Genomic DNA, 25702 nt, shown 5'->3' with positions numbered 1-25702 from the left:
GCCGGGCGGAGCCGTTACGCTGGAGGGCGTGGCAGTCGTCGACGTATCCGAAGAGCTCAAGTCCCTCTCCTCGACCATGGAGTCGATCGAGGCCGTTCTGGACCTCGAGAAGATGAGGGCAGACATCGCCGTGCTCGAGGAGCAGGCGGCCGCGCCGTCCCTCTGGGACAACCCCGATGAGGCGCAGAAGATCACCAGCAAGCTGTCCCACCTCCAGGCCGAGGTGCGCAAGGCAGAGGCCCTGCGCGGTCGCATCGACGACCTGGGCGTCCTCTTCGAGATGGCCGAGGAGGAGGACGACCCGGACACCCGCGCCGAGGCCGAGTCCGAGCTCACCGCCGTGAAGAAGGCGCTGGACGAGATGGAGGTCCGCACCCTCCTCTCCGGCGAGTACGACTCCCGTGAGGCGCTGGTGAACATCCGCGCCGAGGCCGGTGGCGTCGACGCCGCCGACTTCGCCGAGAAGCTCCAGCGCATGTACCTGCGGTGGGCCGAGCAGCGCGGCTTCAAGACCGAGATCTACGAGACGTCGTACGCGGAAGAGGCCGGCATCAAGTCGACCACCTTCGCCGTCCAGGCGCCCTACGCGTACGGGACGCTCTCCGTCGAGCAGGGCACGCACCGGCTCGTGCGCATCTCGCCCTTCGACAACCAGGGCCGGCGGCAGACGTCCTTCGCGGGCGTCGAGATCCTGCCCGTGGTCGAGCAGACCGACCACATCGAGATCGACGAGTCCGAACTGCGCGTGGACGTGTACCGCTCGTCCGGCCCCGGCGGCCAGGGCGTCAACACCACCGACTCCGCGGTGCGCCTCACCCACCTCCCCACCGGCATCGTCGTCTCCTGCCAGAACGAGCGCTCGCAGATCCAGAACAAGGCGACCGCCATGAACGTTCTCCAGGCGAAGCTGCTGGAGCGGCAGCGCCAGGAGGAGCGGGCCAAGATGGACGCCCTCAAGGACGGCGGCAGTTCCTGGGGCAACCAGATGCGTTCTTACGTCCTGCACCCGTACCAGATGGTCAAGGACCTGCGCACCGAGTTCGAGGTCGGCAACCCCGAGGCCGTGTTCAACGGCGAGATCGACGGTTTCATCGAGGCCGGAATTCGCTGGCGCAAGCAGCAGGAGAAGTAAGTTTGTCGACAAGGCAACTGCCGCCATGAGCGCGGTAGTTGCCTTTTCTGTGCCCCCATGTCTGGGTTTTACATCACACTCACAGCCTCAGACTCCCGGCATAGCCCCCGTAGTTGGACATGGCGGCTGCAAACGGCCTTGACGTGTTCTTGAAAAGTGGGAAGGGTAAAGCGTGGCATGCGTGTCTCTGGGGCGCATGTGAACCGGGGGGCCTTTCACTGCGGCTTCCCCGTCGAGCACAGCCCCGAGCGCTGCCTAATGACGATGAGCTACTGGGGGTAGCAACCACATGACGAAGAAGACGCGGATTCGTGTCGCGCGGATAGCGGCCGGTGCCGTGATCGCCGCCGGTGCCTCGCTGACCGCCGCCGGTGCGGCATCCGCTCTCGACCTGGGCGTGAGTGTCGGCCTCGGTGACACCAATGTCGGTGTCGGCGTGGGCGTCGGCGAAGAGAACCCGGGTGAGCCCGGTGAGCCGACTGAGCCGGGCGAGCCGTCGGAGCCCGGTATCCCGACGGAGCCGAACCCGACCGAGCCGGGCACGCCCACCGAGCCGGGCACGCCCACGGAGCCGGGCACGCCCACGGAGCCGGGCACGCCCACGGAGCCGGGTACGCCGACCGAGCCGGGTACGCCGACCGAGCCCACCGACGAGCCGACGGAGCCCACCGAGGACCCGACGGACGGCGGCGGCAACGGCAACGGCGGCAGCACCGGCGACGGCAACAACGCCGACCCCGACGGCGGCACCTCGCCGCAGGAGGAGGGCTCCTCCGCCCTCACCGAGATCGGCTCGGACTCCACCCCGGCCTCGCAGGCCCAGGCCCAGGGCAACGGCCAGGAGCTCGCCGAGACGGGTGCCGCGCAGACCACCTTCCTGGTGATCGGCGCCGCCACGATGATCGCCGGCGGTGTCGGCTTCCGGCTTCTGCCGCGCCTCGTGAGCGGCCGTGGCGGGGCTGCCGCCTGACGGTAGCCGCGGCCGTAAGGGACCGTACGCACAGCGCACCACCGAGGGCCCGGAGCGAAACGCTCCGGGCCCTCGGGCATGTCCGGGGGGCTGCGTACCGCCTTACGCGGTCTGGTGCGCCAGCAGGGCCACCGCGGCGATCAGCACCGTCAGCAGTGCGATCAGAGCCATCGGATTCATGCCCGCCAGGAAGTTCTCCTGCTGCATCCGCTCACGGTTCGCGCGGCACACGGGGCAGCGGCCCTCGTTCACGGGGGACGCGCAGTTCGCGCACACCAGCCGGTCGTACGTCATGCGCTTGCCCTCCTTGCGCCGGTTCCACGTGTCCAACGTCCGTGGGGGTGGGAATGTTCCCCCCACCACTGTGCCAGGTTCCGTCGGCCGTCGCGCGGCTGCGCGTTTTCTGTGGTTGTACGCACAGTCTCCCCGCGCCCCTCCGGGCTCGGCATAAAACGGCACATCCATGGCGCAACCACAGTCGGTGACTGCGGTGCCCCACCCGGTTCGCGTAAGGTCACGCTCATCTACCCCCGGCGACCCGTGGTGCATCCGTGATCCGATTCGACAATGTCTCCAAGGTCTACCCCAAGCAGACCCGCCCCGCCCTCAGGGATGTGTCCCTGGAGGTCGAGAAGGGCGAGTTCGTCTTCCTCGTGGGGTCCTCCGGCTCCGGAAAGTCCACCTTCCTGCGACTGATCCTCCGCGAGGAGCGGTGCAGCCACGGACAGGTGCACGTTCTGGGCAAGGACCTCGCCCGCCTCTCCAACTGGAAGGTGCCGCAGATGCGGCGCCAGCTGGGGACGGTGTTCCAGGACTTCCGCCTGCTGCCGAACAAGACGGTCGGCGAGAACGTGGCCTTCGCGCAGGAGGTCATCGGCAAGTCGCGCGGCGAGATCCGCAAGTCCGTGCCCCAGGTGCTCGACCTCGTCGGGCTCGGTGGCAAGGAGGACCGGATGCCCGGCGAGCTGTCCGGTGGTGAACAGCAGCGCGTCGCCATCGCGCGGGCCTTCGTCAACCGGCCCAAGCTGCTCATCGCCGACGAGCCCACCGGCAACCTCGACCCGCAGACCTCCGTCGGCATCATGAAGCTGCTCGACCGCATCAACCGGACGGGCACGACCGTGGTGATGGCCACGCACGACCAGAACATCGTGGACCAGATGCGCAAGCGCGTCATCGAACTGGAGAAGGGCCGCCTCGTCCGCGACCAGGCCCGCGGTGTCTACGGCTACCAGCACTGATACCGCACCCGAGATCCACGGAAAGGCATAACCAGTCGCCATGCGCGCCCAGTTCGTCCTGTCGGAGATCGGTGTCGGTCTCCGCCGCAACCTGACGATGACCTTCGCCGTCGTCGTCTCCGTCGCCCTGTCGCTCGCCCTGTTCGGCGGGTCGCTCCTGATGAGCGACCAGGTCAGCACCATGAAGGGCTACTGGTACGACAAGGTCAACGTCTCGATCTTCCTCTGCAACAAGAGCGACGCCGAGTCCGACCCCAACTGCGCCAAGGGCGCGGTGACCGACGACCAGAAGAAGCAGATCAAGGCCGACCTCGGCAAGATGGACGTCGTCCAGGCGGTCACGTACGAGACGCAGGACCAGGCGTACAAGCACTACAAGGAGCAGTTCGGCGACTCCCCGCTCGCCAGCTCCCTCACGCCGGACCAGATGCAGGAGTCGTACCGCATCAAGCTGAAGGACCCGGAGAAGTACCAGGTCATCGCCACCGCCTTCAACGGCCGGGACGGCGTGCAGTCCGTGCAGGACCAGAAGGGCATCCTGGACAACCTCTTCAAGCTGCTGAACGGCATGAACTGGGCCGCCCGCGCGGTGATGGCGCTGATGCTGGTCGTCGCGCTGATGCTGATCGTCAACACCGTGCGCGTCTCCGCGTTCAGCCGCCGGCGTGAGACCGGCATCATGCGGCTGGTCGGTGCCTCCGGCTTCTACATCCAGGCGCCATTCATCATGGAGGCCGCGGTCGCCGGACTCATCGGCGGCACCCTCGCGTGCGGCTTCCTGCTGCTCGCCCGGTACTTCCTCATCGACCACGGACTCGCCCTGGCCGACCAGCTGACACTGATCAACTTCATCGGCTGGGACGCCGTCCTCACCAAGCTCCCGCTCATCCTCGCGACGAGCCTTCTGATGCCCGCGTTGGCCGCGTTCTTCGCGCTGCGCAAGTACTTGAAGGTGTGACGCATGCCAAGAGGGGCCGTGCGGTCAACCGGCCGTACGGCCCTTCCGCTTGTCCTAGACTCACCGGCATGTCAGGTCGTGACCCGTTCTGTCAGCCCCGCCGCATCCGTCGCGGGGCCGCCCTGACCTTGGTGTTCGCGAGCGTGCTCGTCGCCGGAGCGGCCACGGGGGCGTTGCCGCAGAGCCAGGGGAAGTCCGCCCCGGACGAGGCCCGTTCGGCCGGTCCGGCCGGGCGCCACGCGGACGTCGCCCGGGCCGCCGAGGAGGCCATGGCCGACGGCAAGTCCCCGGTCCAGGCCGCGAAGCGCGCCGTCAGCCGCAGCGGCGACCGCTGGGCCGCCGTCTACTCCCGGGGCGAGTACGAGGAGTTCGAGGAATCCCTCGACGGCCAGTACACCGGCGTCGGCCTGTGGGCCCGCAGTGACCGGGACGGCCGTATCGAGGTGACGAAGGTGCGCGCCGGCTCGCCCGCCGCCACCGCCGGGATCCGCCCCGGAGACCTGCTGCGCAGCGTCGACGGCGAGAGGACCGACGGCCGTCCCGTCACGGAGGTCGTCTCCTTACTGCGCGGGGACGCCACCGACGCCCCCGCCGGCACCGCCGTCCGCCTCGGCCTGGAGCGCGGCACCCGCGCGTGGACCGAAACCCTGCGCCGGGCCCAGCTGTCCACGGACTCGGTGACCGTGCGGGAACTCGACGGCCGGGTGACCGTGATCAAGGTCGCCACCTTCACCAAGGACTCCGGCCACCAGGTCCGCGAAGCCGTACGGCAGTCCCCGCCCGGCGCCGGAATCGTCCTCGACCTGCGCGGCAACTCCGGTGGTCTGGTCGGCGAGGCCGTGACCGCCGCCTCCGCCTTCCTCGACGGCGGCCTGGTCGCCACCTACGACGTCGACGGCGAGCAGCGCGCCCTGCACGCCGAGCCCGGCGGGGACACCACGAGACCCCTGGTCACGCTCGTCGACGGTGGGACGATGAGCGCGGCCGAGCTCCTCACCGGCGCCGTACAGGACCGCGGGCGGGCGCTCGTGGTGGGCGCCCGCACCTTCGGCAAGGGCTCGGTCCAGATGCCGAGCCGGCTGCCCGACGGCTCCGTCGCGGAGCTGACCGTCGGGCACTACCGCACCCCCTCCGGCCGCGGGGTGGACGGCCGGGGCATCACGCCCGACCTGGAGACCGGCGAGGACGCCCTCCCTCGGGCCCAGGCCGTACTGCGCGGCCTCGCGAGCCCCTCGTAATCGACTTTCCGCAGGGCCCCTCCGTAGTGCGAAAATGGTCGGCACTATGGCTAAGGAAAAAGGGCGCAAGCTGATCGCGCAGAACAAGAAGGCGCGGCACGACTACCTCATCATCGACACCTACGAGGCCGGCCTGGTCCTCACCGGGACCGAGGTGAAGTCCCTGCGCCAGGGACGGGCGTCGCTGGTCGACGGCTTCGTGCAGCTCGACGGGAACGAGGCGTGGCTGCACAACGTGCACGTGCCGGAGTACAGCCAGGGCACGTGGACCAACCACAGCGCCCGGCGCAAGCGGAAGCTGCTGCTGCACCGCGCCGAGATCGACAAGCTGGAGTCGAAGACAGGGGAGACGGGCCACACCATCGTGCCGCTCGCGCTGTACTTCAAGGACGGCCGGGCCAAGGTCGAGATCGCGCTGGCGAAGGGCAAGAAGGAGTACGACAAGCGTCAGGCGCTGCGGGAGAAGCAGGACCGCCGGGAGACCGACCGCGCGATCGCTGCGGTGAAGCGGAGGCAGCGCGGGGCGTAGGGAATACGCTGGCACCGACCCGCGTTGGTCACGTAGGATGGTGTCTGCACCCCACAGCGGGTGCGCGCCTCTCTCCGGAGGGGATTGTCAACACAACATGGGGATGATCGGTTTCGACAGCGGCTGTCGAAGCAGGGGAAGCGTGTCGAGGAAGCGGCAATGATCTCGTAAACCATATGTCGCAAAAAATAATCGCCAATACCAAGCGCGATTCCCAGTCCTTCGCCCTCGCTGCCTGATAAGCAGTGACTGAAGGACCCTAAATGGGTGTCAGCCCGGGAGTGTTCCCGACCCGGATCCTGGCATAAGCTAGGGAACTAAACCATCGAGCCCGGTCACGGGGTTCGATGGGAAATCAAACAGTGACTGGGCTCGTCGGCGACTTGTTCGCGTGATCGCCGGGGCCGAGAAAATCGCAGCGAACTGCACACGGAGAAGCCCTGATTCTGCACCGTTGGACGCGGGTTCGATTCCCGCCATCTCCACTCATCCCATGTGGGCGAAGGCCCCGCCGCTTTTGAGCGGCGGGGCCTTTGTCATGGGTCGTCGAGGAGATTTCATGGGTTACAGTCCGTCGGTTTACAAGTTCGCCGCGGGCGCCGACGTCCCCGTGCCGCTGGACCTTGAACTGGTCCGGGCCGTTCTGGAACCCCACGATGTCGGGGATCACCGACTGCGTTTCGACCCTGACGGCGACCTCCAGTTCTGGATTCGCCCCTGAGCATGCGGAAGAACGCCGTGGTCATCGAGATGACGGGGGAGCTGCTGGAGGCCGCGCTCCTAGGCCGGCATCCGGTGTGACGTGCTCGCCCGTTCCGTCAGCCGGGGCGCAAGGAGCGTCGTCTCCGGTACGGGGGCGCCGTGCAGCTTCCGTATCAGGAGGTCCACCGCGTGGGCGCCCAGTTCGTCGGCCGGCAGGGTCACCGAGGTGACCGGGACGCGGGGCGTCGCCGCCAGGTCGTCGGGGCAGACCGCGGTGACGGAGAGGTCGGCGGGGACCCGCAGGCCGAGGTGCTCGAAGGCGGTGATCAGGGGGGCCAGAAGAGGTTCGTTGTGGATGACCACGGCAGTGAGGGCGGGATGCTCGCGGAGCAGCCGTTCGGCGAGCCGGGGGGCCGTGGCGGGGTCGGGGTCGCCCGGGTGGACGGACGTGGTGAGGCCGTGCCGGGCGGCTGCCGCGGTGAAGCCCTGCATGAGGTGGTGGGCGTAGGCCGTTCTGCGGAGGTAGACCTCCGGGGGTGAACCGACCAGGGCGACCGTGCGGTGACCCAGCCCCGCCAGGTGGTTCACACAGACCTCGCCCGCCGCCCTGAAGTCGAGGTCCACGCAGGTCAGGCCGCGCGGGTCCGCCGGGACACCGATCAGGACCGACGGGCTGTCCAGGAAGCGGAGCCGGGGGAGACGGGGGTCGTGGAGTCCGACGTCCGTCAGCAGCAGCCCGTCCACCGACGCCGTGCCCAGGGCGCGGTTCAGGCCCTCCTCGGCCTCCTCCTGGGTGAGGAGCAGGACGTCGTGGTCGTGCGCGCGGGCCGTCGTCACCACCGACACCGCCAGCCGCATGACCACCGGAGTGTGCACGCCGGGGCGGAGCGGCGCCGCCAGGGCCAGGACGTTCTGCTTGCCGCCGGCCGGGCCGCGGGCGCCCGCGTGGGGGCGGTAGCCCAGGTCGCGGACGGCCGCCTCGACACGCCGCCGGGTCGCGTCGGAGATCGGGCGCTTGCCGCTCAGCGCGTAGGAGACGGTGCTGGGGGAGACCCCGGCCAGTCGTGCCACGTCCGTGATCCTGACCATCAGCCGAGCTCCAGCGCGATACGCCCCGTGCCGGGCGGGGCCTGGACCTCGTGGCCGCCGGCCGCCAGGCTCCAGGCGGCCGCCGGGGCGCCGCGCGTCGCCCGCAGGGTGTTCCCTTCGCGGACGACCGTGAAGGTCACGTCCCCGACCGGCACCGTCACCTCGTCGCCGGGCCGCAGGCCGTACGCCCGCAGCGTCACCCCGTCGGCGTGGTCGTAGTCCGGGCGGTCGTCCCGCGCGCCGACCGGGATCACCGCGCCGGGCCGCACCAGCAGCGGCGCGCTCAGGAAGCCGTGGCGTTCGCGCACCCAGCGCGGGCCGGTCACCGTCTCGCCGGTCAGGAAGTGGGTCCAGGTGCCCTCGGGGACGTAGTACGTGACGTCGCCCTCGTCGCTGAACACCGGGGCGACCAGCAGGTCCGGGCCGAGCATGTACTGCCGTTCCAGGTGCGCGCACCCCGGGTCGTCGGGGAACTCCAGCACCATGGCCCGCATCATGGGCAGGCCTTCGGAGTGGGCCGCGCGGGCCGTCTCGTACAGGTAGGGCATGAGGCGGAGCTTCAGCCGGGTGAAGTGGCGGGCCACGTCCACCGACTCCTCGTCGAACTGCCAGGGGACCCGGTAGGAGCTGCTGCCGTGCAGGCGGCTGTGCGAGGAGAGCAGTCCGAAGGCCAGCCAGCGCTTGAACAGGGCCGGGGTCGGGGTGCCCTCGAAGCCGCCGATGTCATGGCTCCAGAAGCCGAATCCCGACAGGCCCAGCGACAGGCCGCCGCGCAGCGACTCCGCCATCGACTCGTACGTCGCCTCGCAGTCGCCGCCCCAGTGCACGGGGAACTGTTGGCTCCCCGCCGTCGCCGACCGTGCGAAGAGGACGGCCTCCTGCTCGCCCCGGTGCTTGCGCAGCACCTCGAAGACCGTGCGGTTGTACAGGTACGTGTAGTAGTTGTGCATCCGCTCGGGGTCCGAGCCGTCGGACCAGACCACGTCGAGCGGCACCCGTTCGCCGAAGTCGGTCTTGAAGCAGTCGACGCCCTGCCCGAGCAGCGCCTCCAGCTTGGCGGCGTACCAGTCGCGGGCGGCCGGGGAGGTGAAGTCGACCAGGGCCATGCCGGGCTGCCACATGTCCCACTGCCAGACGCTGCCGTCCGGCCGCCTCAGCAGGTGCCCGAGCGCCTTGCCCTCGGCGAACAGCGGGGAGCGCTGGGCGATGTACGGATTGATCCAGACGGAGACCCGCAGGTCACGGGCGCTCAGCCGGGCCAGCATGCCCTCCGGGTCGGGAAAGACGCGGGGATCCCACCGGAAGTCGCACCAGTTGAACTCGCGCATCCAGAAGCAGTCGAAGTGGAAGACGGACAGCGGCAGTTCACGCTCCCGCATGCCGTCGATGAAGGACGTCACCGTCTCCTCGTCGTAGGAGGTGGTGAAGGACGTCGACAGCCACAGGCCGAACGACCAGGCGGGCGGCAGGGCCGGGCGGCCGGTCAGGGCCGTGTACCTGCGCAGGATCTCCTTCGGGGTGGGGCCGTGGACGACGTAGTACGTCAGCTCCTGCGTCTCCGCGCTGAACTGCACCCGGGAGACCACCTCCGAGGCGACCTCGAAGGACACCTTGCCCGGGTGGTCGACGAAGACGCCGTAGCCCGCGTCGGTGAGGTAGAACGGCACGTTCTTGTAGGCCTGTTCGCTGCACGTGCCGCCGTCGGCCTGCCAGATGTCGACGACCTGGCCGTTCTTCACCAGCGGACCGAAGCGCTCACCGAGGCCGTAGACGGACGTGCCGACGTTCAGGACCAGCTGCTCGCGCAGGTGGTGGGCGCCCGAGGCGTCCCGCATGATGCCCGCGTTCTTGTGGCCGCTGCTGGTGAGCGTACGGCCGTGCGCGAGGAACTCGACGTGCCACGGCCCGCCCCGGGCCAGCCGGACCGACAGGTCGCCGGAGGTCAGGGTCGCGTGCTCGTCGTCGTACGAGATCTCCGCGGTGGTGTCCGACGCCATGAGCTCGAACTCGGGGCCGAGGGGCTCGCCGCCGGTGAAGTGCGTCAGGGTCAGGCCGATGACGCCGGGCATGGGGGTGTGCACCTTGACCGTGAGGACCGGGCCGGTCATCAGGTCGCCGCGCGAGCGGACGGTCCGCGTCGGCGCGTGGATCTCCAGGGCGCCGTCCGACTCGGTGACGTCGAGGGCCTGGGCCGGGTGGGCCGCGGTGACGCCCTCGCGCAGGAGCCAGTAGCCGTCGGTGAACTTCATGTGGGGGTCCCTACTCTCCCGGCGCATGACGTCGAAGCGCTTCGACGATCGAACGTATGCGGGGGACCTGAGGGCGTCAATGGTGCGTGGGGATAACGGTGAAGCGATTCGAAGCGCGGCGCAGGGACAATGCCAGGGCCACGGACGCCGCCGTCACCGGGACCACGTAGCCGGCCGTCGGCGAGAGGTGCTCCACCGTCCAGCCGCCGATCGCACTGCCGCAGGCGATGCCGCCGAGCAGTCCGGTCACCGCGAGGGTCATGCCCTCGTTCAGCCGGCCCTCGGGGGTGCGCTCCTGGACCAGCGTCATGGTGGTGACCATCGTCGGGGCCGTCGCCATCCCGGCGACCAGCAGCGCCGCCGCCAGGGCGAGGAGCGAACCGGTGAGGGCCGCGGCGAGCAGCGGCAGGGCCAGCAGCCCGGCCATCGCCGCCACGCACCAGGGCAGCCGCGCCGCGGCCGGACCGGCGGGCTTCACGGCGCCGTACAGCAGGCCCGCCCCGCAGGAGCCCGCGGCCTGGAGCGCGAGCACGACACCGGCCGCCGACTGCCGCCCCTGCGCGTCGGCGAACGCCAGCGTGACGACCTCCGTAGCGCCGAAGACGGCGCCCATCGCCAGGCAGACCGCGAGCAGCGGGGGGATGCCGGGGGCGCGCAGGGGCGCCTTGCCGGGTATGTGTGCGCGCACCGGGGGCTCCGTCGCGCGCCGGGTCGTGAACAGGACCATGCCGGTCAGCAGCAGCACCGAGCCCACGAGCGTGCCCGCCTCGGGGAAGAACGCCCCGCACAGGAAGGCCGCGAGCACCGGGCCCAGCATGAAGCACAGTTCGTCCGCCGCCTGCTCGAAGGAGTTGGCGGTGTGCAGCGCCTCCGGATCGCCGGCCAGCAGATGCGCCCAGCGGGCCCGGGACATGCCGCCGGTGTTCGGCGTGGTGGCGGTGGCGGCGTAGGAGGCGAACAGCGTCCAGTCCGGGGCGTCGTGGTGCACGCACAGCAGCAGACAGAGCGAGCCGAGGACGGCGATCATCGTGGCGGGCAGGGCCACCCGGGCTTGGCCGTGCCGGTCGACGAGCCGGGCGATCCACGGTGCGACCAGAGCGGTCGCCGCGAGCCCCGTCGCCGTGACGGCCCCGGCAAGGGCGTACGAACCCCGGCTCCCGGCGATCATCACGACCGCGCTGACGCTGAACATGCCCATCGGCAGCCGGGCGATGAGGTTCCCGGCGGTGAACGCGCGGGTGCCGGGCAGGCGGAACAGGCGGCGGTACGGGGAGAGTTGCGGCATGCGTCCACCGTCGCCCGGGGACGATCAAGCGGTCCAACACCTGTTCCGTGCGCAGTCACGCACCTGGGTTGTGGATCCGCGACGGGGAGGCCGGAAGAGCGTGGCGGAAAACGTTCGCTCCTTGTTCTTCATACAGGGATATGGAGATTCCTAATGCTCCTCATGGCGCATGGAAAAGATGTTCATTCGGGAAAATCCTTCACTCGTTTGCCGCGCATCCGCCGAAGTGGGCCGACGGTTAGTCGGTACATGACCGAGGCGACCAGGAAAGACGGCTGGGCGGTAACGCTCGGCCCGTACACCTACATTCCCGCTCCAGCGCACTCGTCGGCGACTGTCAACGGGACGCTCACCAAAGGGGGTTGCCCGGTCGCGCTGCAGGTGACCGAGCCGGTTCTGCGCGATTTCATCGACCGCATGAGCGCACTGGAAAAGGATCTCGCCCGACGGTGGATCAGTGCCACGGATTGGCCCGCTTTCGCGCTCGCGGAATAGTCGGGGTCCCGCCATGTACGACAAAGTAGAGGGCACCGGCCGGCATCGGGCTCCGGCCCGCGATTTCATCACCCCCCTCACACCACCGGACCCGACCTGGGACCCCGCCGAGGAACTGGCGTTCATCCTGGAGGAGGCCCTCGGGGAGCAGGCGGCGAGGATTCCCGCACCCCGGGACGAGGACCCGGTCCCCGCCGCGGATCCGGCACCGGCCGCCGCCCCGGGCATCCATATGCGACGGCTCCAGGACATCACCGAGGAACTGCCGCCCGTACGGGAGCTGCCCCGGCGGCACCGCAAGGTCCGGGCCCGCAAAGCCCACGGCCTGCTCCGCACCACCAGCTTCCTCGTCGCCGCCCTGGCGGCCGTCATCGCCTCCGCGGTGAGCCTCCTCAGCGGCATCGTCGCCTACGACCCCCTGCGGCTGGTCGCCGTGTCCCCCGCGGCTCGGGGCCTGCGCACCTGGTGGCCGCTGCTGGTGTACGGGCCCTGGTTGGTGGGCTCCCTGTCCGTCCTGCGTGCCGCGCTGCACCAGCGCCGTGCCGTGCACTCCTGGTGCGTGGTCCTGGTCTTCTCCTCCATCGCCGTGCTGCTGTGCGTCGTCCAGGCGCCGCGGACGATCCTCGGCACCGCGGCGGCCGCCCTGCCCGGCCTCGCCGCCCTGGCCTGCTTCCAGCAGGTCGTCCGCCAGATCACCCTGACCAGACCGCCGATGCGGTCGGTACCCCGGCACCGGGTGGGGCAGGCTCCGCCGGAAGCGGGTGCGGAGGGCCGGAAGAACGCGGAGGGCCCGAAGGACCCGGACGCCCGCACGGGCGAGGCCGGGACGTCCCTGAAGGGCACCGGCCCCTGAGTCCGGGAGGGCCGCGCACCCCCGCGCTCCGGCCGCTGTAGGTTCGCGGCATGTCCGGGCACCTCGATCACCGTCTGCTGCGCGGCTTCGTCGCCGTCGCCGAGGAGTTGCACTTCACGCGTGCCGCGGTGCGGTTGCACGTGGCTCAGCAGGCGCTCAGCCGGGACGTGCGGCGACTGGAGCGGGAGCTCGGTGCCGAGTTGTTCGTGCGGACCACCCGGCAGGTGACGCTCACCCCCGACGGGGAGCGGCTGCTGCCGTACGCCCGCCGGGTGCTCCAGGCGCAGGAGGAACTGCTCGCCGCCTTCGGCCAGGCGAGGCCGCTGCTGGTCGACCTCAACTCCCCGGGCCTGGTCACACCGCGCCGGGTGCTGCACGAGGCGCGTGAACTCGCCCCCCGCCACGAACTGATGGCCCGCTACGAGAGCGGCCTGACGGGAGCCGCCGGAGAACTGCTCGCCGGCCGGCTGGACGCGTCGTTCGGACGGTTCGCCGGGCTGGACCCGGCGCTGCGGTCCGGGCTCGACCACCAGCCCGTGCGGTTGGAGCCGATGGCGATCGTGCTGCCGGACGATCACCGGCTGGCCGCGTGGGACGCTGTGCCGCTCGCCGAGCTGGCCGGCGAGAGCGTCTACGCCGGCGCCGGCAACCCGCGTACACCGGAGTGGACCGGTCTCGCACGGCTGCTGTTCGAAGGACGGGGCATCGATATCGCGCCACCCGCGCCGCTGGCCGTCGGGGATGAGGAGTTCCAGCGGATCATGGCCAGAACGCGCAACCCGGTCCTGGCCGTCGTGGAGTTCCCGGCGCTCCCGTCGATGGTGGTGCGGCCCCTGGTCGACCCGGTTCCGCTGGCCCCCGTCTCCCTGGTGTGGCGCAAGGGCCTGACCCATCCCGCGTTCGACGCGTTGCGCCGGGCGGCGGCCCGGCTGGCCGCGGAAACGGGCTGGTTGCGCAGGCCCCGGGGTGCCTGGCTCCCGGCCGGAGACGATGTCCTCATGGCGTCTCACGGTTGACACGATTCGACACGGCGCCCACACGAAACCTGCGCGTGCGCTACATTCGACGCCTGAGCACGGTGTGGTAAGAGGGGGCGCTCGGACGGGTGGGGGCCCGATCCGACGGCGGGTGCTCAGGTCGGCAAGCGCACCTGAACCATCCCGTGGGGGGAAGTGCGTGAGCGTGAAACAGTGGCGAGAAGACGCCCAACCAGAGTGGCCCGAGGCCGTTATGGCTACCGGGGAACTCCCGTCGGACAGCGGAGCCCGGGACGGGAGAGCCACTCAGGTCTTCCCCGACCGCGATGTCCGCACGACCGGCCACCGGCTGCCCGCCGGGACGGAGATACTGCGCGGCATTCCCCGCCAGAGCGAGGGCGAGGCCGACTCGCTCGCCCCGCAGCCGGCGAACGGGACCTCGGTCCGCGACCCCTGGCAGGAGCAGGAGGAAGCCGGAGCCGACCCGTCGGAGGACACCCCTGCCGCCGACGGGCAGACCCACGACCCACACGAGGTCACCGTCCAGCTCGACGCCGTGCAGCTCGGCGACGGCTTCCTGCGGCAGGTCAAGGAGGGCCCGGGCGCCGAGGCCGCCGCCGACCGGCCCGTCTTCGTCGACGAGTCCGGCCGCCGCAGCCGCCGCTACCGCCGGATCGGCATGGCCGTAGCCCTGGCCTGCGGGGCCTACGCCGTAGTCATCGTGGCCACGCTGCTGTCGGGCAACTCCAACGCTCCCTGGCTGCCCGTGCCGACCAAGGACGACAACCCGCCGGCCGGGCAGGTCGACACCCCGTCGCTGCCCGCCGAGTCGGCACCCGCCACGGACACCGGCGCCACCGCGCCGGGCAGCACGCCGACGACCGGCCAGGCCACGGCACCCGCGCCCGGCCCCAGCGCCGCCGCACCCGAGGCCACCGCCGCCCCCGGCCGTCCCGGCACATCCGCCGAGCCCTCGCCGAGCGCGACCCGGACCGCCCCGGCACCGGGCGGCAAGGCCACCGTCCCGGCCCCCACCAAACCGGCGGACCCGCCGAGCACACCGGCCACCGACCCGACCCCGACGGTCGAGCCCACGGCCACGCCCACCGAGACGACGGGCACCGGCGGCGACGGCGGCACCGTCGCCGAGGGCCCGGCCGAGCCGCAGCCCGTCGCCGAGGGCCCGGCCGAGCCGCAGCCCGTCGCGGAGACACCGGCCGCCGCCTAGGCCGTGCCCGCGGAAGCGGCGCCCACCGCCCGGGCGCCGCTCCACCGGCCTTTCTGGCGGGGCGCCGCTCCACCGGCCCTTTCGGCGGGGCGCCGCTCCCGCACCGGTCCGGCCGGCGGGGAGGGAACCCCGAGCTCTCCGGAGCGGAGCAGCCCATTTCGCGATCACCCGCTCCATCCGCTCCACCCGATCCATCCGCTCCACCCACTCGTCCCGCTCCCGCAGCGGGACCTCAGGACGCCGCGGAGTGCGCCCCACCCCGCGCAGCCGAGACGTCCCCGACCGGCCGGGCCCGGCCCACCTCACCGTCCGCCCGCCCGCCTCCGTCCCCGTATCACCCCATCCCGCACCACCCCGGAGTACCACCACCCATGGCATCCCGTACTCGCCGTTCCGGGCCCGCGTCGCGAGCCCGTGACGGCTTCAGGCGCCGGCGCCTGCCCATGCGTCTGTTGCTGCCCCTGCTCGTGCTCGTCGCGCTCGGCGCGATGCTCATGCTGCGCGGCTACGTGCACAGCGAGATCCTCGCCGACCACCGTGTCGGCCCGCCCGCGGCGAACGACCGCGTCCCGAAGGACATCCTGAAGGGCGGGCCCGTCATCGACACCCGGGGCGGGAAGCCCACCGCTCTGGACCTCCCGGACGGCGAACTGGTCCTGACCTTCGACGACGGCCCCGACCCGATGTGGACGCCCAAGGTCCTCGACGTCCTGAAGAAGTACGACGCCCGGGCCGTCTTCTTCATCACCGGCACCATGGCCTCCCGTCACCCGGACCTCGTCCAGCGCATGGTCGACGAGGGCCACGAGATCGGCCTGCACACCTTCAACCACCCGGACCTGTCGCTGCAGACCAAGAGCCGCGTCGACTGGGAGCTGTCCCAGAACCAGCTCGCGCTGGCCGGGGCGGCCGGTATCCGCACCTCGCTGTTCCGCCCGCCCTACTCGTCGTTCGCCCACAACATGGACAACAACACCTGGCCGGTCGCCGAGTACATCGGCAGCAAGGGCTACATCACCATCGTCAACAACACCGACAGTGAGGACTGGCGCCGGCCCGGGGTCAAGAAGATCATCAGCAATGCCACGCCGAAGGACGGCAAGGGCGCCATCGTGCTGATGCACGACTCCGGCGGTGACCGCTCCCAGACCGTGGCCGCCCTCGACGACTACATCTCGGGGCTGCAGGACAAGGGCTACCGCTTCCACACCCTCACCGGCGCACTGGACGCACCGAGCGCGCACACCCGCGTCGCCGGGCTGGAGTCGCTGAAGGGCGAGGCGTGGGTCTTCCTGGTGCAGGCCTCCGAGAAGGTGACCGGGGTTCTCGTCGCCGGCCTCGCTGTCGTCGGTGTGCTGGTCTTCGGGCGTCTCGGGCTGATGCTGATCCTCTCCGTGGCGCACGCCCGCCGGGTCCGGCGCCGCGGGTTCAGCTGGGGCGAACCCGTCACGGAACCGGTGTCCGTCCTCGTGCCCGCCTACAACGAGGCCAAGTGCATCGAGCAGACGGTCCGTTCGCTCGTCGCCAGCGACCACCCCATCGAGGTGCTGGTCATCGACGACGGTTCCAGCGACGGCACCGCCCGTATCGTCGAGAACCTGGGCCTGCCCGGTGTGCGGGTCGTCCGCCAGCTCAACGCCGGCAAGCCCGCCGCCCTCAACCGGGGCATCGCCAACGCCAAGTACGACCTGATCGTGATGATGGACGGCGACACCGTCTTCGAGCCGACCACCGTCCGCGAACTCGTCCAGCCCTTCGGCGACCCGCGCGTCGGCGCCGTCGCGGGCAACGCCAAGGTCGGCAACCGGGACTCGCTCATCGGCGCGTGGCAGCACATCGAGTACGTGATGGGCTTCAACCTCGACCGCCGCATGTACGACGTGCTGCGCTGCATGCCCACCATCCCCGGCGCGGTCGGGGCGTTCCGGCGCAGCGCACTGGAACGCGTCGGAGGCATGAGCGACGACACGCTCGCCGAGGACACCGACATCACCATGGCCATGCACCGCGACGGCTGGCACGTGGTGTACGCCGAGAAGGCCGTGGCCTGGACCGAGGCCCCCGAGTCCGTCCAGCAGCTGTGGTCCCAGCGCTACCGCTGGTCGTACGGCACCATGCAGGCCATCTGGAAGCACCGCCGGTCCGTCTTCGAACGGGGACCCTCGGGCCGCTTCGGCCGGGTTGGCATGCCGCTGGTGTCCATGTTCATGGTCGTGGCACCGCTGCTGGCCCCCCTGATCGACGTGTTCCTGCTGTACGGGCTGGTGTTCGGCCCCACCGAGAAGACCATCGGCGCCTGGCTCGGCGTCCTCGCGGTGCAGGGCGTGTGCGCGGCCTACGCGTTCCACCTCGACAAGGAACGCATGACCCACCTGATCTCCCTCCCGCTCCAGCAGCTCCTCTACCGCCAGCTGATGTACGTCGTCCTGCTCCAGTCCTGGATCACCGCCCTCACCGGCGGCCGGCTGCGCTGGCAGAAGCTGCGGCGCACGGGCGCGGTGGGCCTGCCCGGGTCCGGAACCGGCACGCCCCAGCAGATGACGGAGAAGAGGCCGGTCGGATGACCACGCAGGTGACCACCGCGGCCGAGGCGGCTCCTCAGGAGCGGACCTCCTCGAAGCAGCCCGGCCGCGACCGGTACTTCGACCTGCTGCGCGCCCTCGCGCTGTTCCGCGTCGTGCTGTACCACCTGACGGGCTGGGCCTGGCTGCCGCTGCTGTTCCCGTCCATGGGCGTGATGTTCGCGCTCGCCGGGAGCCTCATGGCCCGCTCGCTGAAGCGCCCGGCCGTGCAGGTGATCCGCGGCCGGCTGCGCCGGCTGCTGCCCCCGCTGTGGCTGCTGGGCGTCGTCGGCGTCACCGGCATGGTCCTGCAGGGGTGGGGTCCGGACGCGGACGGGCACCCCGGCTGGTGGCTGCTCCACCTCACCTTCTGGATCGTCCCGCTCAGCGACCCGCCGTACGCGGAGGGCCTGCCCGGCATCCACGGCTTCATCGGCGAGAACTGGGCGGCGGACCTCGCCGGCCCCCTGTGGTACATCCGCGCCTACCTCTGGTACGTCCTGCTGTCCCCGCTGCTGCTGAAGGCCCTGCGCGCCCTGCCGGTCGTCACGATCCTCGCGCCGATCGCCCTGGCCGTCGCCTTCGAGCAGGGCTGGCTCACGCTGCCCGGCGAGCGGATCCCCTCGGCGCTCACGGACTTCTCCACCTTCGGCGCCTGCTGGATCCTCGGCATGGCCCACCAGGAGGGCATCCTGCGGCGGCTGCCGCGCTACATCGTGCCGTCCGTCGCCCCCGTCATCGCCCTGGCCGGTCTCTGGTACGCCCTGCACCACGACTTCGGCACCGGAAACGACCTGGACAGCATGCCGCTGGCCCAGGCCCTGTGGTCGTTCGGCACGGTGTTCCTGCTGCTGCACCTCAGCCCTTCTTGGACGGAGTGGCCGCGCCGGCTGCGCCCCTTCGCGGGGACGATCACCCTGCTCAACTCCCGGGCCGTGACCATCTACCTGTGGCACAACACCTGCATCCTGATCGCCGCGACCCTGTGGGACCGCCTGTGGGGCTTCCCCCTGCTGGAGCAGAACGTGCCCGGCCTGCTGGAGAGCGTGTGGCCGGTGCTGCTCCTGGTCTGGGCCCTGATCGGCTGCTGCGTCCTGGCGTTCGGCTGGGCTGAGGACCTGGCGGCGAAGCAGAAGCCGCGGTTGTGGCCGACGAAGGAGCCGAGTGTGAGGGCTCGCGGGGGGCGGAGGCGCGCGGCGCACGGCGGCTGATCACGCCCGAGGGCCGGCGCCCGGACAGGGACCCGTCGTGACGGGTTGCACCGTCCGGGAGCGCCGGCCCAGTCACTTCGCCCGGCGTGACGCGGACGGCTTGAGCTTCCCGAACCCATCGCCCGGCCCGAACCGCTCCCAGGGCACCAGCGCGGGCGGCACCCAGCCGAACCCGATCGCGAAGACCGCGACGACCGTGGTGAGCTGGGCCGGGAGGATTCACCCCAGCCCGCCGACCGCGATGCCGCCCACCACCAGGGCGTGGTGCCCGTGGCCGGGCGCCACGCCGGACAGCGGGCCGGGGTCCACGGTTCTGCCCAGCAGGGCCACGGCCGCGAACGCGCCGAGGGTTGCAGTCGCCAGCGTGAGGAACGCACCCGCTCCGAAGGCGAAGTTCCCGGCGGTGGAGCGCCGCGCCTCGGGCTGCCCGGCCCCCGACTCAGCGGACATGGCCTCTCCCTCTCCCCTGTCGGGTCCGCCAGAGGATATCGGGCCCGTTCGTCCCGGCCTTCCCGGTGTGGAAAACTGCCCGGGTTGCGCTTGTGAACAAAGTGGCCGGCGGAAGCGGTGGGGATGAGTAAGCGGCAGATGCAGAAGATGCTGCGGCTGATGGCGAGCGGGGAACCCGTCGAGCTCACCAGCCCGATGGCGTCCGTGAAGAAGCTCGCCCGGCTGGCCTTCGTCGCCCAGCAGTTCGGCTACGAGTACGCCGACGTCCGTCAGAGCAGCGGCCGCGGCGGCGCGCTCACCATGCTGATCCTTCCCGACCCCAGCCCGCAGGCCCGGGGCCGGGCCGGGCAGAACTGGGCGCAGTACCCCGACGCGGCCGACGGGGTCTCCCTGCCGCCCGTCGTGCCGCACGCGTTCGAACTCCTCAAGGCCCGCATCAACTTCGACCTCACCGGCAAGCACGCCGAGAAGCGCATGGGGTATGGGGCTCTGGGCGGCACCGTCGGCTGCGCGATCCTCGGCTTCCGTATCGGAGGCGGGTCCGCCGGCTTCGTCGTGGCCGGAGTCGTGTGGCTGCTGCTCATGGCGGCCCTCGGGATCGGCCTCGTGGTGACACGCAAGCGCAACGCCAAGTTCGCGGCCCGGTTGCAGGCGGCCGGCTTCCTGCCGGTGACGGACGAGAACGGCCGGACGCGGTATCTGCCGCCGGGGGCCCAGCTGCCCGGGCAGGGCAATCCGTTCGCGGGCGGACCCTACGGGCAGCAGCCCTCGGGCCCGTACGCGCAGCAGCCCCCGGCACCGGCACCGGCACCGTACGGCGGTCAGCCCGCCCCGGGCCCCTACGGCGGTCAGCCCGCCCCGGGCGCCTACGGTGGTCCGCCCGCCGCCGGCCCCTACCCCGGCCGGCCCGCGCCGGGCCCGTACCAGGGTCAGCCCGCCCCCGGCCCCTACGGAGCGCAGCCCCCGGGCCCGTACGGCCAGCCGTACAACCAGCCCCACTCCCAGCAGCAGAACCCGCACTGGCAGCCCCCGCAGCCCTGAGCGAAACCTGCCGGAACCTCTCATCCCGCCCGAGCCGGGGGTGAGAGCAAAGTTCCCTCGCGGACACCCGCGGTGCCACAGGCAGGAAACGCGTCCTCCCTACCTTCGGGGTCAGTCACTCGAAGTACGACCGAGCCCGGAGCACAGTGGAGGCGTCATGACAGGTCCTGGCACAGCACCCGCACCCCCGAGCAAGGGCGGACGCTGGATCCGGCACTGGGACCCGGAGAACGAGACGTTCTGGAAGGAGACCGGGGAGAAGGTCGCTCGGAGGAACCTCTTCTTCTCCGTGCTGTCCGAGCACATCGGCTTCTCGATCTGGACCCTGTGGTCCGTGCTGGTGCTGTTCATGGGCCCGGAGTACGGGCTCACCCCGGCCGACAAGTTCATGCTGACCTCGATGGTCACGCTGGTCGGCGCGGTCGTCCGCGTCCCCTACACCTTCGCCGTGGCGATCTTCGGCGGACGGAACTGGACGATCATCTCCGCGAGCCTCCTGCTGGTCCCGACCGTCGCCGCGTTCGCCGTGATGGAGCCGGGGACCTCCTTCGCCACCTTCCTCCTCGTCGGTCTGCTGGCCGGCATCGGCGGCGGCAACTTCGCTTCCTCCATGACCAACATCAACGCCTTCTTCCCGCTGCGGAAGAAGGGCTGGGCCCTCGGCCTGAACGCGGGCGGCGGAAACATCGGCGTACCGGTGATCCAGCTCGCCGCGCTCGCGATCATCGGCGCGAGCGGCGGCCCGCGCGTGCTGCTCGGGATCTACATCCCGCTGATCGTCGTCGCCGCCGTCCTGGCCGCGCTCTTCATGGACAACATCGAGAACGTGAAGAACGACACCGGCGCCGCCAAGGACGCCGCGCGGGACCCGCACACCTGGATCATGTCGTTCCTCTACATCGGCACCTTCGGGTCGTTCATCGGATACAGCTTCGCCTTCGGGCAGGTCCTGACGAACCAGTTCGGACGCACCCCGCTGGAGGCCGCGTACGTCACCTTCATCGGTCCGCTCCTCGGCTCGCTGATCCGTCCCCTGGGCGGCTGGATGGCCGACAAGTACGGCGGCGCGAAGATCACCCTGTGGAACTACGTCGCCATGGGCGCGGCGACCGCCGTCCTCATCTCCGCGAGCATGGAGAAGTCGCTGGCGCTGTTCACCGTCGCGTTCGTGGTGCTGTTCGTGCTCACCGGCATCGGCAACGGCTCGACGTTCAAGATGATCCCGGGCATCTTCCAGAACAAGGCCCTCGCCAAGGGGCTGAAGGGTGAAGCGGCCGCTGCCCACGGGCGTCGCCTCTCCGGCGCCTCCATGGGGCTCATCGGCGCGGTGGGCGCGCTCGGCGGCGTCGGCATCAACCTCGCCTTCCGCCAGTCCTTCCTCTCCTACGGCTCCGGCACCGGCGCCTTCGTCGCCTTCCTCGCCTTCTACGCGGTCTGCTTCCTGGTCACCTGGGCCGTATACCTTCGCCGCACGACCCCCCGGGTACCCGCCACGACGGCGACCTCGGAGGCGGAGCCGCAGCTCAGCTACGCCAGGGTGTGACGTAACACCGTCGTCATCAAGCCGATCCTGGCCTGTCACGAGCCGTTGACAGGCTCGATCGGCATGTAGGTACGCCGTACCCATAAGTACGACGACTCGAGTGCGGGACGAGAGCCATGTACGAGGAAGAACAGCGACCGGACCACGGACCCCTGGCGGGTTTCACCGTGGGTGTGACGGCCGCGCGCCGGGCCGATGAGCTCGGGGCGCTGCTGCAGCGACGCGGTGCCGCCGTCCTGCACGCCCCTGCCCTCAGGATCGTGCCGCTCGCCGACGACAGCGAACTGCTGGCCGCGACGAAGGAGATCATCGAGCAGGTGCCGGACATCGTCGTGGCCACGACCGCGATCGGCTTCCGGGGCTGGGTCGAAGCCGCCGACGGCTGGGGGCTGGGCGAGGAGTTGCTGGCACGGCTGGGCGGCGTACGGATCATGGCGCGCGGGCCGAAGGTCAAGGGCGCGGTCCGGGCCGCCGGCCTGACGGAGGAGTGGTCGCCGTCGTCGGAGTCCATGGCGGAGGTGCTGGACCGGCTGCTGGAGGAGGGCGTCGACGGCCTGCGCATCGCGATCCAGTTGCACGGTGAGCCGCTGCCCGGCTTCGTGGAGGCGCTGCGGGCGGGCGGGGCCGAGGTGCTCGGGGTGCCCGTGTACCGCTGGATGCCACCGGAGGACATCACACCGGTCGACCGCCTGCTGGACGCGACGGTCGGCCGGGCCCTGGACGCGGTCACCTTCACCAGCGCCCCCGCAGCGGCCTCCCTCCTCTCCCGGGCGGAGGAGCGCGGGCTGCTCGACGAGGTCCTGGCGGCGCTCGGCCACGACGTCCTGCCCGCCTGCGTGGGCCCGGTCACCGCACTGCCCCTGCAGTCCCGCGGCATCGACACGATCCAGCCGGAGCGCTTCCGGCTCGGCCCCCTGGTGCAGCTCCTCTGCCAGGAACTCCCCGCGCGGGCCCGCTCCCTCCCCGTCGCCGGGCACCGCGTGGAGATCCGGGGCCACGCCGTCCTGGTCGACGGCCACCTCAAGCCGGTCCCGCCCGCCGGCATGTCCCTCCTGCGCGCCCTCTCCCGGCGCCCCGGCTGGGTCGTGGCCCGCGCGGACCTCCTGCGCGCCCTCCCCGGCTCCGGCCGCGACGAACACGCGGTCGAAACGGCCATGGCCCGCCTCCGCACGGCCCTCGGCACCCCGAAGCTGATCCAGACGGTGGTCAAGCGGGGCTACCGCCTGGCCCTGGACCCCAGCGCGGAGACGAAGTACGCGGACGCGTGATGTCGTCCGGGGGTTGAGCGGGAACACGCCAGACCCGGCCACCCAGCCCGAGCGGGATGCCTTGGGCCCGGGGGCCATCGGAGCATGGCCTCCGGCCCCGGCGTGGCCTGAACGCGCATCTCCTTCGGGCGGCCGTGGCGACGAGGCGTGTGCGAGGGGTTTCCGGCGTCGTAGCGGGCAGGCACTGTAAGAGGGAGCGGTTTACCGGCCCTCTCACGGGCGTCTCACCCAAGCCCTCGCGACCGGGGTGAACCCCTAGGCGGTGACAGGCACATGGCACTGGGTACGGCCACGGCCCCCTACGAGCTGCGCTTCGACGCCGGGCGGGCCTGTCTGGACCTGCTCTCCACCACGCACCCGGAGGAGCGGCTCGACTCCGTGGACGTACTGCGCGCCTGGATCACCGGCTCCGGACTCGTCCCGGCGGACACCGCCCTGACCCACGCGGACACCGGCTGGCTGCTCGCCTTCCGTGAACTGCGCGCCCAGATCGACCGGTTGGTCCGCTGCCGGCCGAGACCCGGCGTCGCCACGTACGACCTCGCCCTCGCCCGCGTCAACGACCTGGCCCGCACCGCGCCCCCGGCCCCGCGCGCGGTCCGCGGCGAAGACGGCCAGCTCCTGCGGCGGTTGGACGGCCCGCCCGGCTGCGCCGCCCTGCTCGCGGTCGTCGCCCGGGACGCCGTGGACCTGCTGACCGACCCCGTCGCCCGCGCGGCCCTGCGCCAGTGCGAAGGCGACAACTGCCCCATCGTGTACCTCGACACCTCCCGGGGACGCAGGAGGCGTTGGTGCTCCAGTGAGGTCTGCGGGAACCGCGAAAGGGTCGCCCGGCATCGTCGTCGCGCGGCACTCTCCCGCGCATGAAACGGAATTGAGTGGTCCGTGCACTCAATTTCCCTGTCCTAAATGCGACTTCTGCGACCGCACTGTCGAAGTGATTTCGATTACATGCCGTTTACCTACGCCACCGTAGGGAAGGCCTGGCTTGATCTTGCCGATGTGGCGGAAATGTAAAGAACGCGGGGTGGGAATGTGACCCCATGTCCAGCTCGTCACGTCATCTCGAAGAAATCTGTCACGTCTCTTTGAACACCCAACGGCTCGCGTCCGTACGGCTTGTGGAGCGACCGACTGGGGGAACCCCCGGACACCGGAGGTGGGCGTGCGCAAGGATTCCGTCGTGGCCAATGAACGTGCACCGAGGGCCCGACATCGCATGTCCCAGCCCTCGGAACCCGATGAGGAGCTGATGCGTGCGCTCTATCGCGAACACGCCGGACCCCTTCTGGCATATGTCCTGCGCCTGGTCGCCGGAGACCGGCAGCGCGCCGAGGACGTCGTCCAGGAGACGCTCATCCGTGCCTGGAAGAACGCCGGTCAGCTCAACAGAGCGACCGGATCGGTACGCCCCTGGCTGGTGACGGTCGCCCGGCGCATCGTCATCGACGGCCACCGCAGCCGGCAGGCCCGGCCGCAGGAGGTCGACCCGTCGCCGCTGGAGGTCATCCCCGCGGAGGACGAGATCGACAAGGCGCTGTGGCTGATGACCCTCTCGGACGCACTCGACGACCTGACGCCCGCCCACCGGGAGGTGCTCGTCGAGACGTATTTCAAGGGGCGTACCGTCAACGAGGCGGCCGAGACCCTGGGCATACCCAGCGGCACCGTCCGCTCCAGGGTCTTCTACGCCCTGCGTTCGATGAAGCTCGCACTGGAGGAGCGGGGGGTGACGGCGTGATGAGTGTTTACGGGGGTAACCAAGGGTTCGGTACGGGAGGCATGGGTATGTCTGGCCCCATGCAGGAATCTCCGGTGCCGAACGAGCACGAGACCGTCGGCGCCTACGCCCTCGGCATCCTCGACGACGCCGAAGCAACCGCTTTCGAGGCCCACCTCGCCACCTGCGAATGGTGCGCCCAGCAGCTCGACGAACTGGCCGGCATGGAGCCGATGCTCGCCGCCCTCGCCGACCTCCCCGGCTCCGGCAGCACGCCCGCGATCGGCGAGTCGCTGTCCGCGAAGCCCCGGCCGCGCCTGGTGGAGAAGCTGGTCGACGAGGTCGCCGACCGCCGCGCCCAGAAGCGCCGCCGCAGCTTCTACATGGTGGCCGCGGCCGGTGCGCTGATCATCGGCGGCCCGTTCGTCGCGGTCGCGACGAACGGTGGCGACGGCGGCGGCGGTGCGGAGAACCGCCCGCTCGCGGCCAGCCCCGCCAAGGCCGCCTTCGACGGCATCTCCGACAAGATCACCGCCACGGACCCGAACACCAAGGTCTCCGCCACCGTCGCCGTCCAGAAGAAGGACTGGGGCACGGGCATGGTCTTGGAGCTGAAGAACGTCAAGGGCCCGCTGAAGTGCGCCCTCGTCGCGGTCGGCAAGAACGGTGAGCGCGAGACCCTCTCCTCGTGGTCGGTCCCGGAGTGGGGCTACGGCCTGCCGGACGCCAAGTCCGAGAAGGCCAAGGAGCCCCTGTACGTCCAGGGCGGCGCCGCCTTCGAGCCGAACGAGATCGACCACTTCGAGGTCGTCACCTTCGACGGCAAGCGGCTGGTCGAGGTCGACGCCTAGCCCCGCCCGGTCGCCGGGCGGGAGCCATTGGGGGCAACAGGTCCCACGCCTGCCCGCCGGCCCGTAGCTTCCAGGGGTCCCCTTCGCGTACGGTTGACGGCTGCCCAGCAC

24 protein-coding genes and 1 other RNA gene are annotated in these 25702 nt (G+C 70.8%); 20 read left to right on the top strand and 5 right to left on the bottom strand.

All coding sequences use genetic code 11. The features are described 5' to 3' along the window. Window positions 1-28: 28 nt before the first annotated feature. Window positions 29-1132, top strand: a complete 1104-nt coding sequence (gene prfB, locus A4E84_RS15645; protein ID WP_062927172.1) for a peptide chain release factor 2 — start codon at window positions 29-31, stop codon at window positions 1130-1132. 289 nt (window positions 1133-1421) lie between these two features. Beyond that, entirely contained in the window at window positions 1422-2102 is a 681-nt protein-coding gene (locus tag A4E84_RS43915; RefSeq protein WP_062927171.1) for a hypothetical protein, read from the top strand. 102 nt (window positions 2103-2204) lie between these two features. On the opposite strand, the gene A4E84_RS15635 is transcribed toward A4E84_RS43915, so the two are convergent. After that, on the bottom strand, window positions 2205-2396 hold the full coding sequence (locus tag A4E84_RS15635) for a hypothetical protein (protein WP_062927170.1): 192 nt from the start codon (window positions 2394-2396) through the stop codon (window positions 2205-2207). A 257-nt stretch (window positions 2397-2653) separates the two neighbouring features. Between A4E84_RS15635 and ftsE the strand changes: the two genes are divergently transcribed. The 6 genes from ftsE to A4E84_RS42910 all read left to right on the top strand — a co-directional run bounded on the left by ftsE (window position 2654) and on the right by A4E84_RS42910 (window position 6789). Beyond that, window positions 2654-3343 (top strand): cell division ATP-binding protein FtsE, encoded by a 690-nt coding sequence (gene ftsE, locus A4E84_RS15630; RefSeq protein ID WP_003990615.1) that lies wholly within the window; start codon window positions 2654-2656, stop codon window positions 3341-3343. 40 nt (window positions 3344-3383) lie between these two features. Further along, a complete protein-coding gene (gene ftsX, locus A4E84_RS15625) occupies window positions 3384-4301 on the top strand; it encodes a permease-like cell division protein FtsX (protein ID WP_062927169.1) in 918 nt (305 codons plus the stop codon). Between the two features lie 68 nt (window positions 4302-4369). After that, window positions 4370-5539 (top strand): S41 family peptidase, encoded by a 1170-nt coding sequence (locus A4E84_RS15620; RefSeq protein ID WP_079128975.1) that lies wholly within the window; start codon window positions 4370-4372, stop codon window positions 5537-5539. Window positions 5540-5585: 46 nt separating this feature from the next. Continuing rightward, complete coding sequence (gene smpB, locus A4E84_RS15615; RefSeq protein ID WP_062927167.1) at window positions 5586-6068, top strand: SsrA-binding protein SmpB; 483 nt, start codon at window positions 5586-5588, stop codon at window positions 6066-6068. Window positions 6069-6167: 99 nt separating this feature from the next. Then, window positions 6168-6556: a transfer-messenger RNA gene (gene ssrA, locus A4E84_RS15610) on the top strand. 71 nt (window positions 6557-6627) lie between these two features. Next, window positions 6628-6789, top strand: coding sequence for a hypothetical protein (locus A4E84_RS42910; RefSeq protein WP_159029581.1), 162 nt, complete (start codon window positions 6628-6630; stop codon window positions 6787-6789). Between the two features lie 59 nt (window positions 6790-6848). Here A4E84_RS42910 and A4E84_RS15605 read toward each other — a convergent pair whose 3' ends face one another. The 3 genes from A4E84_RS15605 to A4E84_RS15595 form a co-directional block, all read right to left on the bottom strand. Then, a complete protein-coding gene (locus A4E84_RS15605) occupies window positions 6849-7859 on the bottom strand; it encodes a LacI family DNA-binding transcriptional regulator (protein WP_062927166.1) in 1011 nt (336 codons plus the stop codon). After that, entirely contained in the window at window positions 7859-10108 is a 2250-nt protein-coding gene (gene yicI, locus A4E84_RS15600) for an alpha-xylosidase (protein WP_062927165.1), read from the bottom strand. The genes A4E84_RS15605 and yicI overlap by 1 nt, the downstream gene beginning before the upstream one ends. Before the next feature lie 76 nt (window positions 10109-10184). Beyond that, window positions 10185-11393, bottom strand: coding sequence for an MFS transporter (locus A4E84_RS15595; RefSeq protein WP_062927164.1), 1209 nt, complete (start codon window positions 11391-11393; stop codon window positions 10185-10187). 249 nt (window positions 11394-11642) lie between these two features. On the opposite strand from A4E84_RS15595, the gene A4E84_RS15590 reads away from it, so the two are divergent. From A4E84_RS15590 to A4E84_RS15565, 6 genes are all read left to right on the top strand, one after another. After that, window positions 11643-11888 carry a hypothetical protein gene (locus A4E84_RS15590; protein WP_062927163.1) on the top strand — a complete coding sequence of 82 codons (246 nt, stop codon included), beginning with the start codon at window positions 11643-11645 and terminating at the stop codon, window positions 11886-11888. A gap of 13 nt (window positions 11889-11901) precedes the next feature. Beyond that, the gene (locus tag A4E84_RS15585) at window positions 11902-12741 is read left to right on the top strand and encodes a hypothetical protein (RefSeq protein ID WP_237304922.1); all 840 of its coding nucleotides are present in this window, start codon (window positions 11902-11904) and stop codon (window positions 12739-12741) included. A 50-nt stretch (window positions 12742-12791) separates the two neighbouring features. Beyond that, window positions 12792-13757 carry a LysR family transcriptional regulator gene (locus A4E84_RS15580; protein ID WP_062927162.1) on the top strand — a complete coding sequence of 322 codons (966 nt, stop codon included), beginning with the start codon at window positions 12792-12794 and terminating at the stop codon, window positions 13755-13757. A gap of 214 nt (window positions 13758-13971) precedes the next feature. After that, on the top strand, window positions 13972-14946 hold the full coding sequence (locus A4E84_RS15575) for a hypothetical protein (RefSeq protein WP_237304921.1): 975 nt from the start codon (window positions 13972-13974) through the stop codon (window positions 14944-14946). A 371-nt stretch (window positions 14947-15317) separates the two neighbouring features. Beyond that, window positions 15318-17510 carry a bifunctional polysaccharide deacetylase/glycosyltransferase family 2 protein gene (locus tag A4E84_RS15570; protein ID WP_062927161.1) on the top strand — a complete coding sequence of 731 codons (2193 nt, stop codon included), beginning with the start codon at window positions 15318-15320 and terminating at the stop codon, window positions 17508-17510. Beyond that, window positions 17507-18718: an acyltransferase family protein gene (locus A4E84_RS15565; RefSeq protein WP_062927160.1), complete on the top strand. Its 1212-nt coding sequence runs from the start codon at window positions 17507-17509 to the stop codon at window positions 18716-18718. Before A4E84_RS15570 ends, A4E84_RS15565 begins: the two co-directional genes overlap by 4 nt. 219 nt (window positions 18719-18937) lie before the next feature. Here A4E84_RS15565 and A4E84_RS44515 read toward each other — a convergent pair whose 3' ends face one another. After that, window positions 18938-19168, bottom strand: coding sequence for a hypothetical protein (locus A4E84_RS44515; RefSeq protein ID WP_062927159.1), 231 nt, complete (start codon window positions 19166-19168; stop codon window positions 18938-18940). A 123-nt stretch (window positions 19169-19291) separates the two neighbouring features. Here A4E84_RS44515 and A4E84_RS15555 point away from each other — a divergent pair, with 123 nt between their 5' ends. The 6 genes from A4E84_RS15555 (at window position 19292) to A4E84_RS15530 (ending at window position 25591) form a co-directional block, all read left to right on the top strand. Beyond that, on the top strand, window positions 19292-20209 hold the full coding sequence (locus tag A4E84_RS15555) for a hypothetical protein (RefSeq protein WP_062927158.1): 918 nt from the start codon (window positions 19292-19294) through the stop codon (window positions 20207-20209). Window positions 20210-20366: 157 nt separating this feature from the next. Next, window positions 20367-21752 (top strand): nitrate/nitrite transporter, encoded by a 1386-nt coding sequence (locus tag A4E84_RS15550; protein WP_062927157.1) that lies wholly within the window; start codon window positions 20367-20369, stop codon window positions 21750-21752. Window positions 21753-21868: 116 nt separating this feature from the next. Beyond that, a complete protein-coding gene (locus A4E84_RS15545; RefSeq protein WP_062927156.1) occupies window positions 21869-23020 on the top strand; it encodes a uroporphyrinogen-III synthase in 1152 nt (383 codons plus the stop codon). A gap of 273 nt (window positions 23021-23293) precedes the next feature. After that, a complete protein-coding gene (locus A4E84_RS15540; protein ID WP_062927155.1) occupies window positions 23294-23887 on the top strand; it encodes a CGNR zinc finger domain-containing protein in 594 nt (197 codons plus the stop codon). A gap of 352 nt (window positions 23888-24239) precedes the next feature. Next, window positions 24240-24761, top strand: a complete 522-nt coding sequence (locus A4E84_RS15535) for a sigma-70 family RNA polymerase sigma factor (protein WP_010039908.1) — start codon at window positions 24240-24242, stop codon at window positions 24759-24761. Then, window positions 24761-25591: an anti-sigma factor family protein gene (locus A4E84_RS15530; protein ID WP_269465894.1), complete on the top strand. Its 831-nt coding sequence runs from the start codon at window positions 24761-24763 to the stop codon at window positions 25589-25591. The genes A4E84_RS15535 and A4E84_RS15530 overlap by 1 nt, the downstream gene beginning before the upstream one ends. The last annotated feature ends 111 nt before the right edge of the window (window positions 25592-25702 follow it).

It is taken from the genome of Streptomyces qaidamensis, assembly GCF_001611795.1.
Taxonomy (GTDB): Bacteria; Actinomycetota; Actinomycetes; order Streptomycetales; family Streptomycetaceae; genus Streptomyces; species Streptomyces qaidamensis.
This window is presented reverse-complemented; position numbering and strand designations above follow the sequence as displayed.

What these genes read in the sequence shown, in the direction of transcription:
- A4E84_RS43915 (WP_062927171.1), top strand. Translation starts at nt 1,422, where the DNA reads ATGACGAAGAAGACGCGGATTCGTGTCGCGCGGATAGCGGCCGGTGCC.
- A4E84_RS15635 (WP_062927170.1), bottom strand. Translation starts at nt 2,396, where the DNA reads ATGACGTACGACCGGCTGGTGTGCGCGAACTGCGCGTCCCCCGTGAAC.
- ftsX (WP_062927169.1), top strand. Translation starts at nt 3,384, where the DNA reads ATGCGCGCCCAGTTCGTCCTGTCGGAGATCGGTGTCGGTCTCCGCCGC.
- A4E84_RS15620 (WP_079128975.1), top strand. Translation starts at nt 4,370, where the DNA reads ATGTCAGGTCGTGACCCGTTCTGTCAGCCCCGCCGCATCCGTCGCGGG.
- smpB (WP_062927167.1), top strand. Translation starts at nt 5,586, where the DNA reads ATGGCTAAGGAAAAAGGGCGCAAGCTGATCGCGCAGAACAAGAAGGCG.
- A4E84_RS42910 (WP_159029581.1), top strand. Translation starts at nt 6,628, where the DNA reads ATGGGTTACAGTCCGTCGGTTTACAAGTTCGCCGCGGGCGCCGACGTC.
- A4E84_RS15605 (WP_062927166.1), bottom strand. Translation starts at nt 7,859, where the DNA reads ATGGTCAGGATCACGGACGTGGCACGACTGGCCGGGGTCTCCCCCAGC.
- yicI (WP_062927165.1), bottom strand. Translation starts at nt 10,108, where the DNA reads ATGAAGTTCACCGACGGCTACTGGCTCCTGCGCGAGGGCGTCACCGCG.
- A4E84_RS15595 (WP_062927164.1), bottom strand. Translation starts at nt 11,393, where the DNA reads ATGCCGCAACTCTCCCCGTACCGCCGCCTGTTCCGCCTGCCCGGCACC.
- A4E84_RS15590 (WP_062927163.1), top strand. Translation starts at nt 11,643, where the DNA reads ATGACCGAGGCGACCAGGAAAGACGGCTGGGCGGTAACGCTCGGCCCG.
- A4E84_RS15585 (WP_237304922.1), top strand. Translation starts at nt 11,902, where the DNA reads ATGTACGACAAAGTAGAGGGCACCGGCCGGCATCGGGCTCCGGCCCGC.
- A4E84_RS15580 (WP_062927162.1), top strand. Translation starts at nt 12,792, where the DNA reads ATGTCCGGGCACCTCGATCACCGTCTGCTGCGCGGCTTCGTCGCCGTC.
- A4E84_RS15575 (WP_237304921.1), top strand. Translation starts at nt 13,972, where the DNA reads ATGGCTACCGGGGAACTCCCGTCGGACAGCGGAGCCCGGGACGGGAGA.
- A4E84_RS15570 (WP_062927161.1), top strand. Translation starts at nt 15,318, where the DNA reads ATGGCATCCCGTACTCGCCGTTCCGGGCCCGCGTCGCGAGCCCGTGAC.
- A4E84_RS15565 (WP_062927160.1), top strand. Translation starts at nt 17,507, where the DNA reads ATGACCACGCAGGTGACCACCGCGGCCGAGGCGGCTCCTCAGGAGCGG.
- A4E84_RS44515 (WP_062927159.1), bottom strand. Translation starts at nt 19,168, where the DNA reads ATGTCCGCTGAGTCGGGGGCCGGGCAGCCCGAGGCGCGGCGCTCCACC.
- A4E84_RS15555 (WP_062927158.1), top strand. Translation starts at nt 19,292, where the DNA reads ATGAGTAAGCGGCAGATGCAGAAGATGCTGCGGCTGATGGCGAGCGGG.
- A4E84_RS15550 (WP_062927157.1), top strand. Translation starts at nt 20,367, where the DNA reads ATGACAGGTCCTGGCACAGCACCCGCACCCCCGAGCAAGGGCGGACGC.
- A4E84_RS15545 (WP_062927156.1), top strand. Translation starts at nt 21,869, where the DNA reads ATGTACGAGGAAGAACAGCGACCGGACCACGGACCCCTGGCGGGTTTC.
- A4E84_RS15540 (WP_062927155.1), top strand. Translation starts at nt 23,294, where the DNA reads ATGGCACTGGGTACGGCCACGGCCCCCTACGAGCTGCGCTTCGACGCC.
- A4E84_RS15535 (WP_010039908.1), top strand. Translation starts at nt 24,240, where the DNA reads ATGTCCCAGCCCTCGGAACCCGATGAGGAGCTGATGCGTGCGCTCTAT.
- A4E84_RS15530 (WP_269465894.1), top strand. Translation starts at nt 24,761, where the DNA reads ATGAGTGTTTACGGGGGTAACCAAGGGTTCGGTACGGGAGGCATGGGT.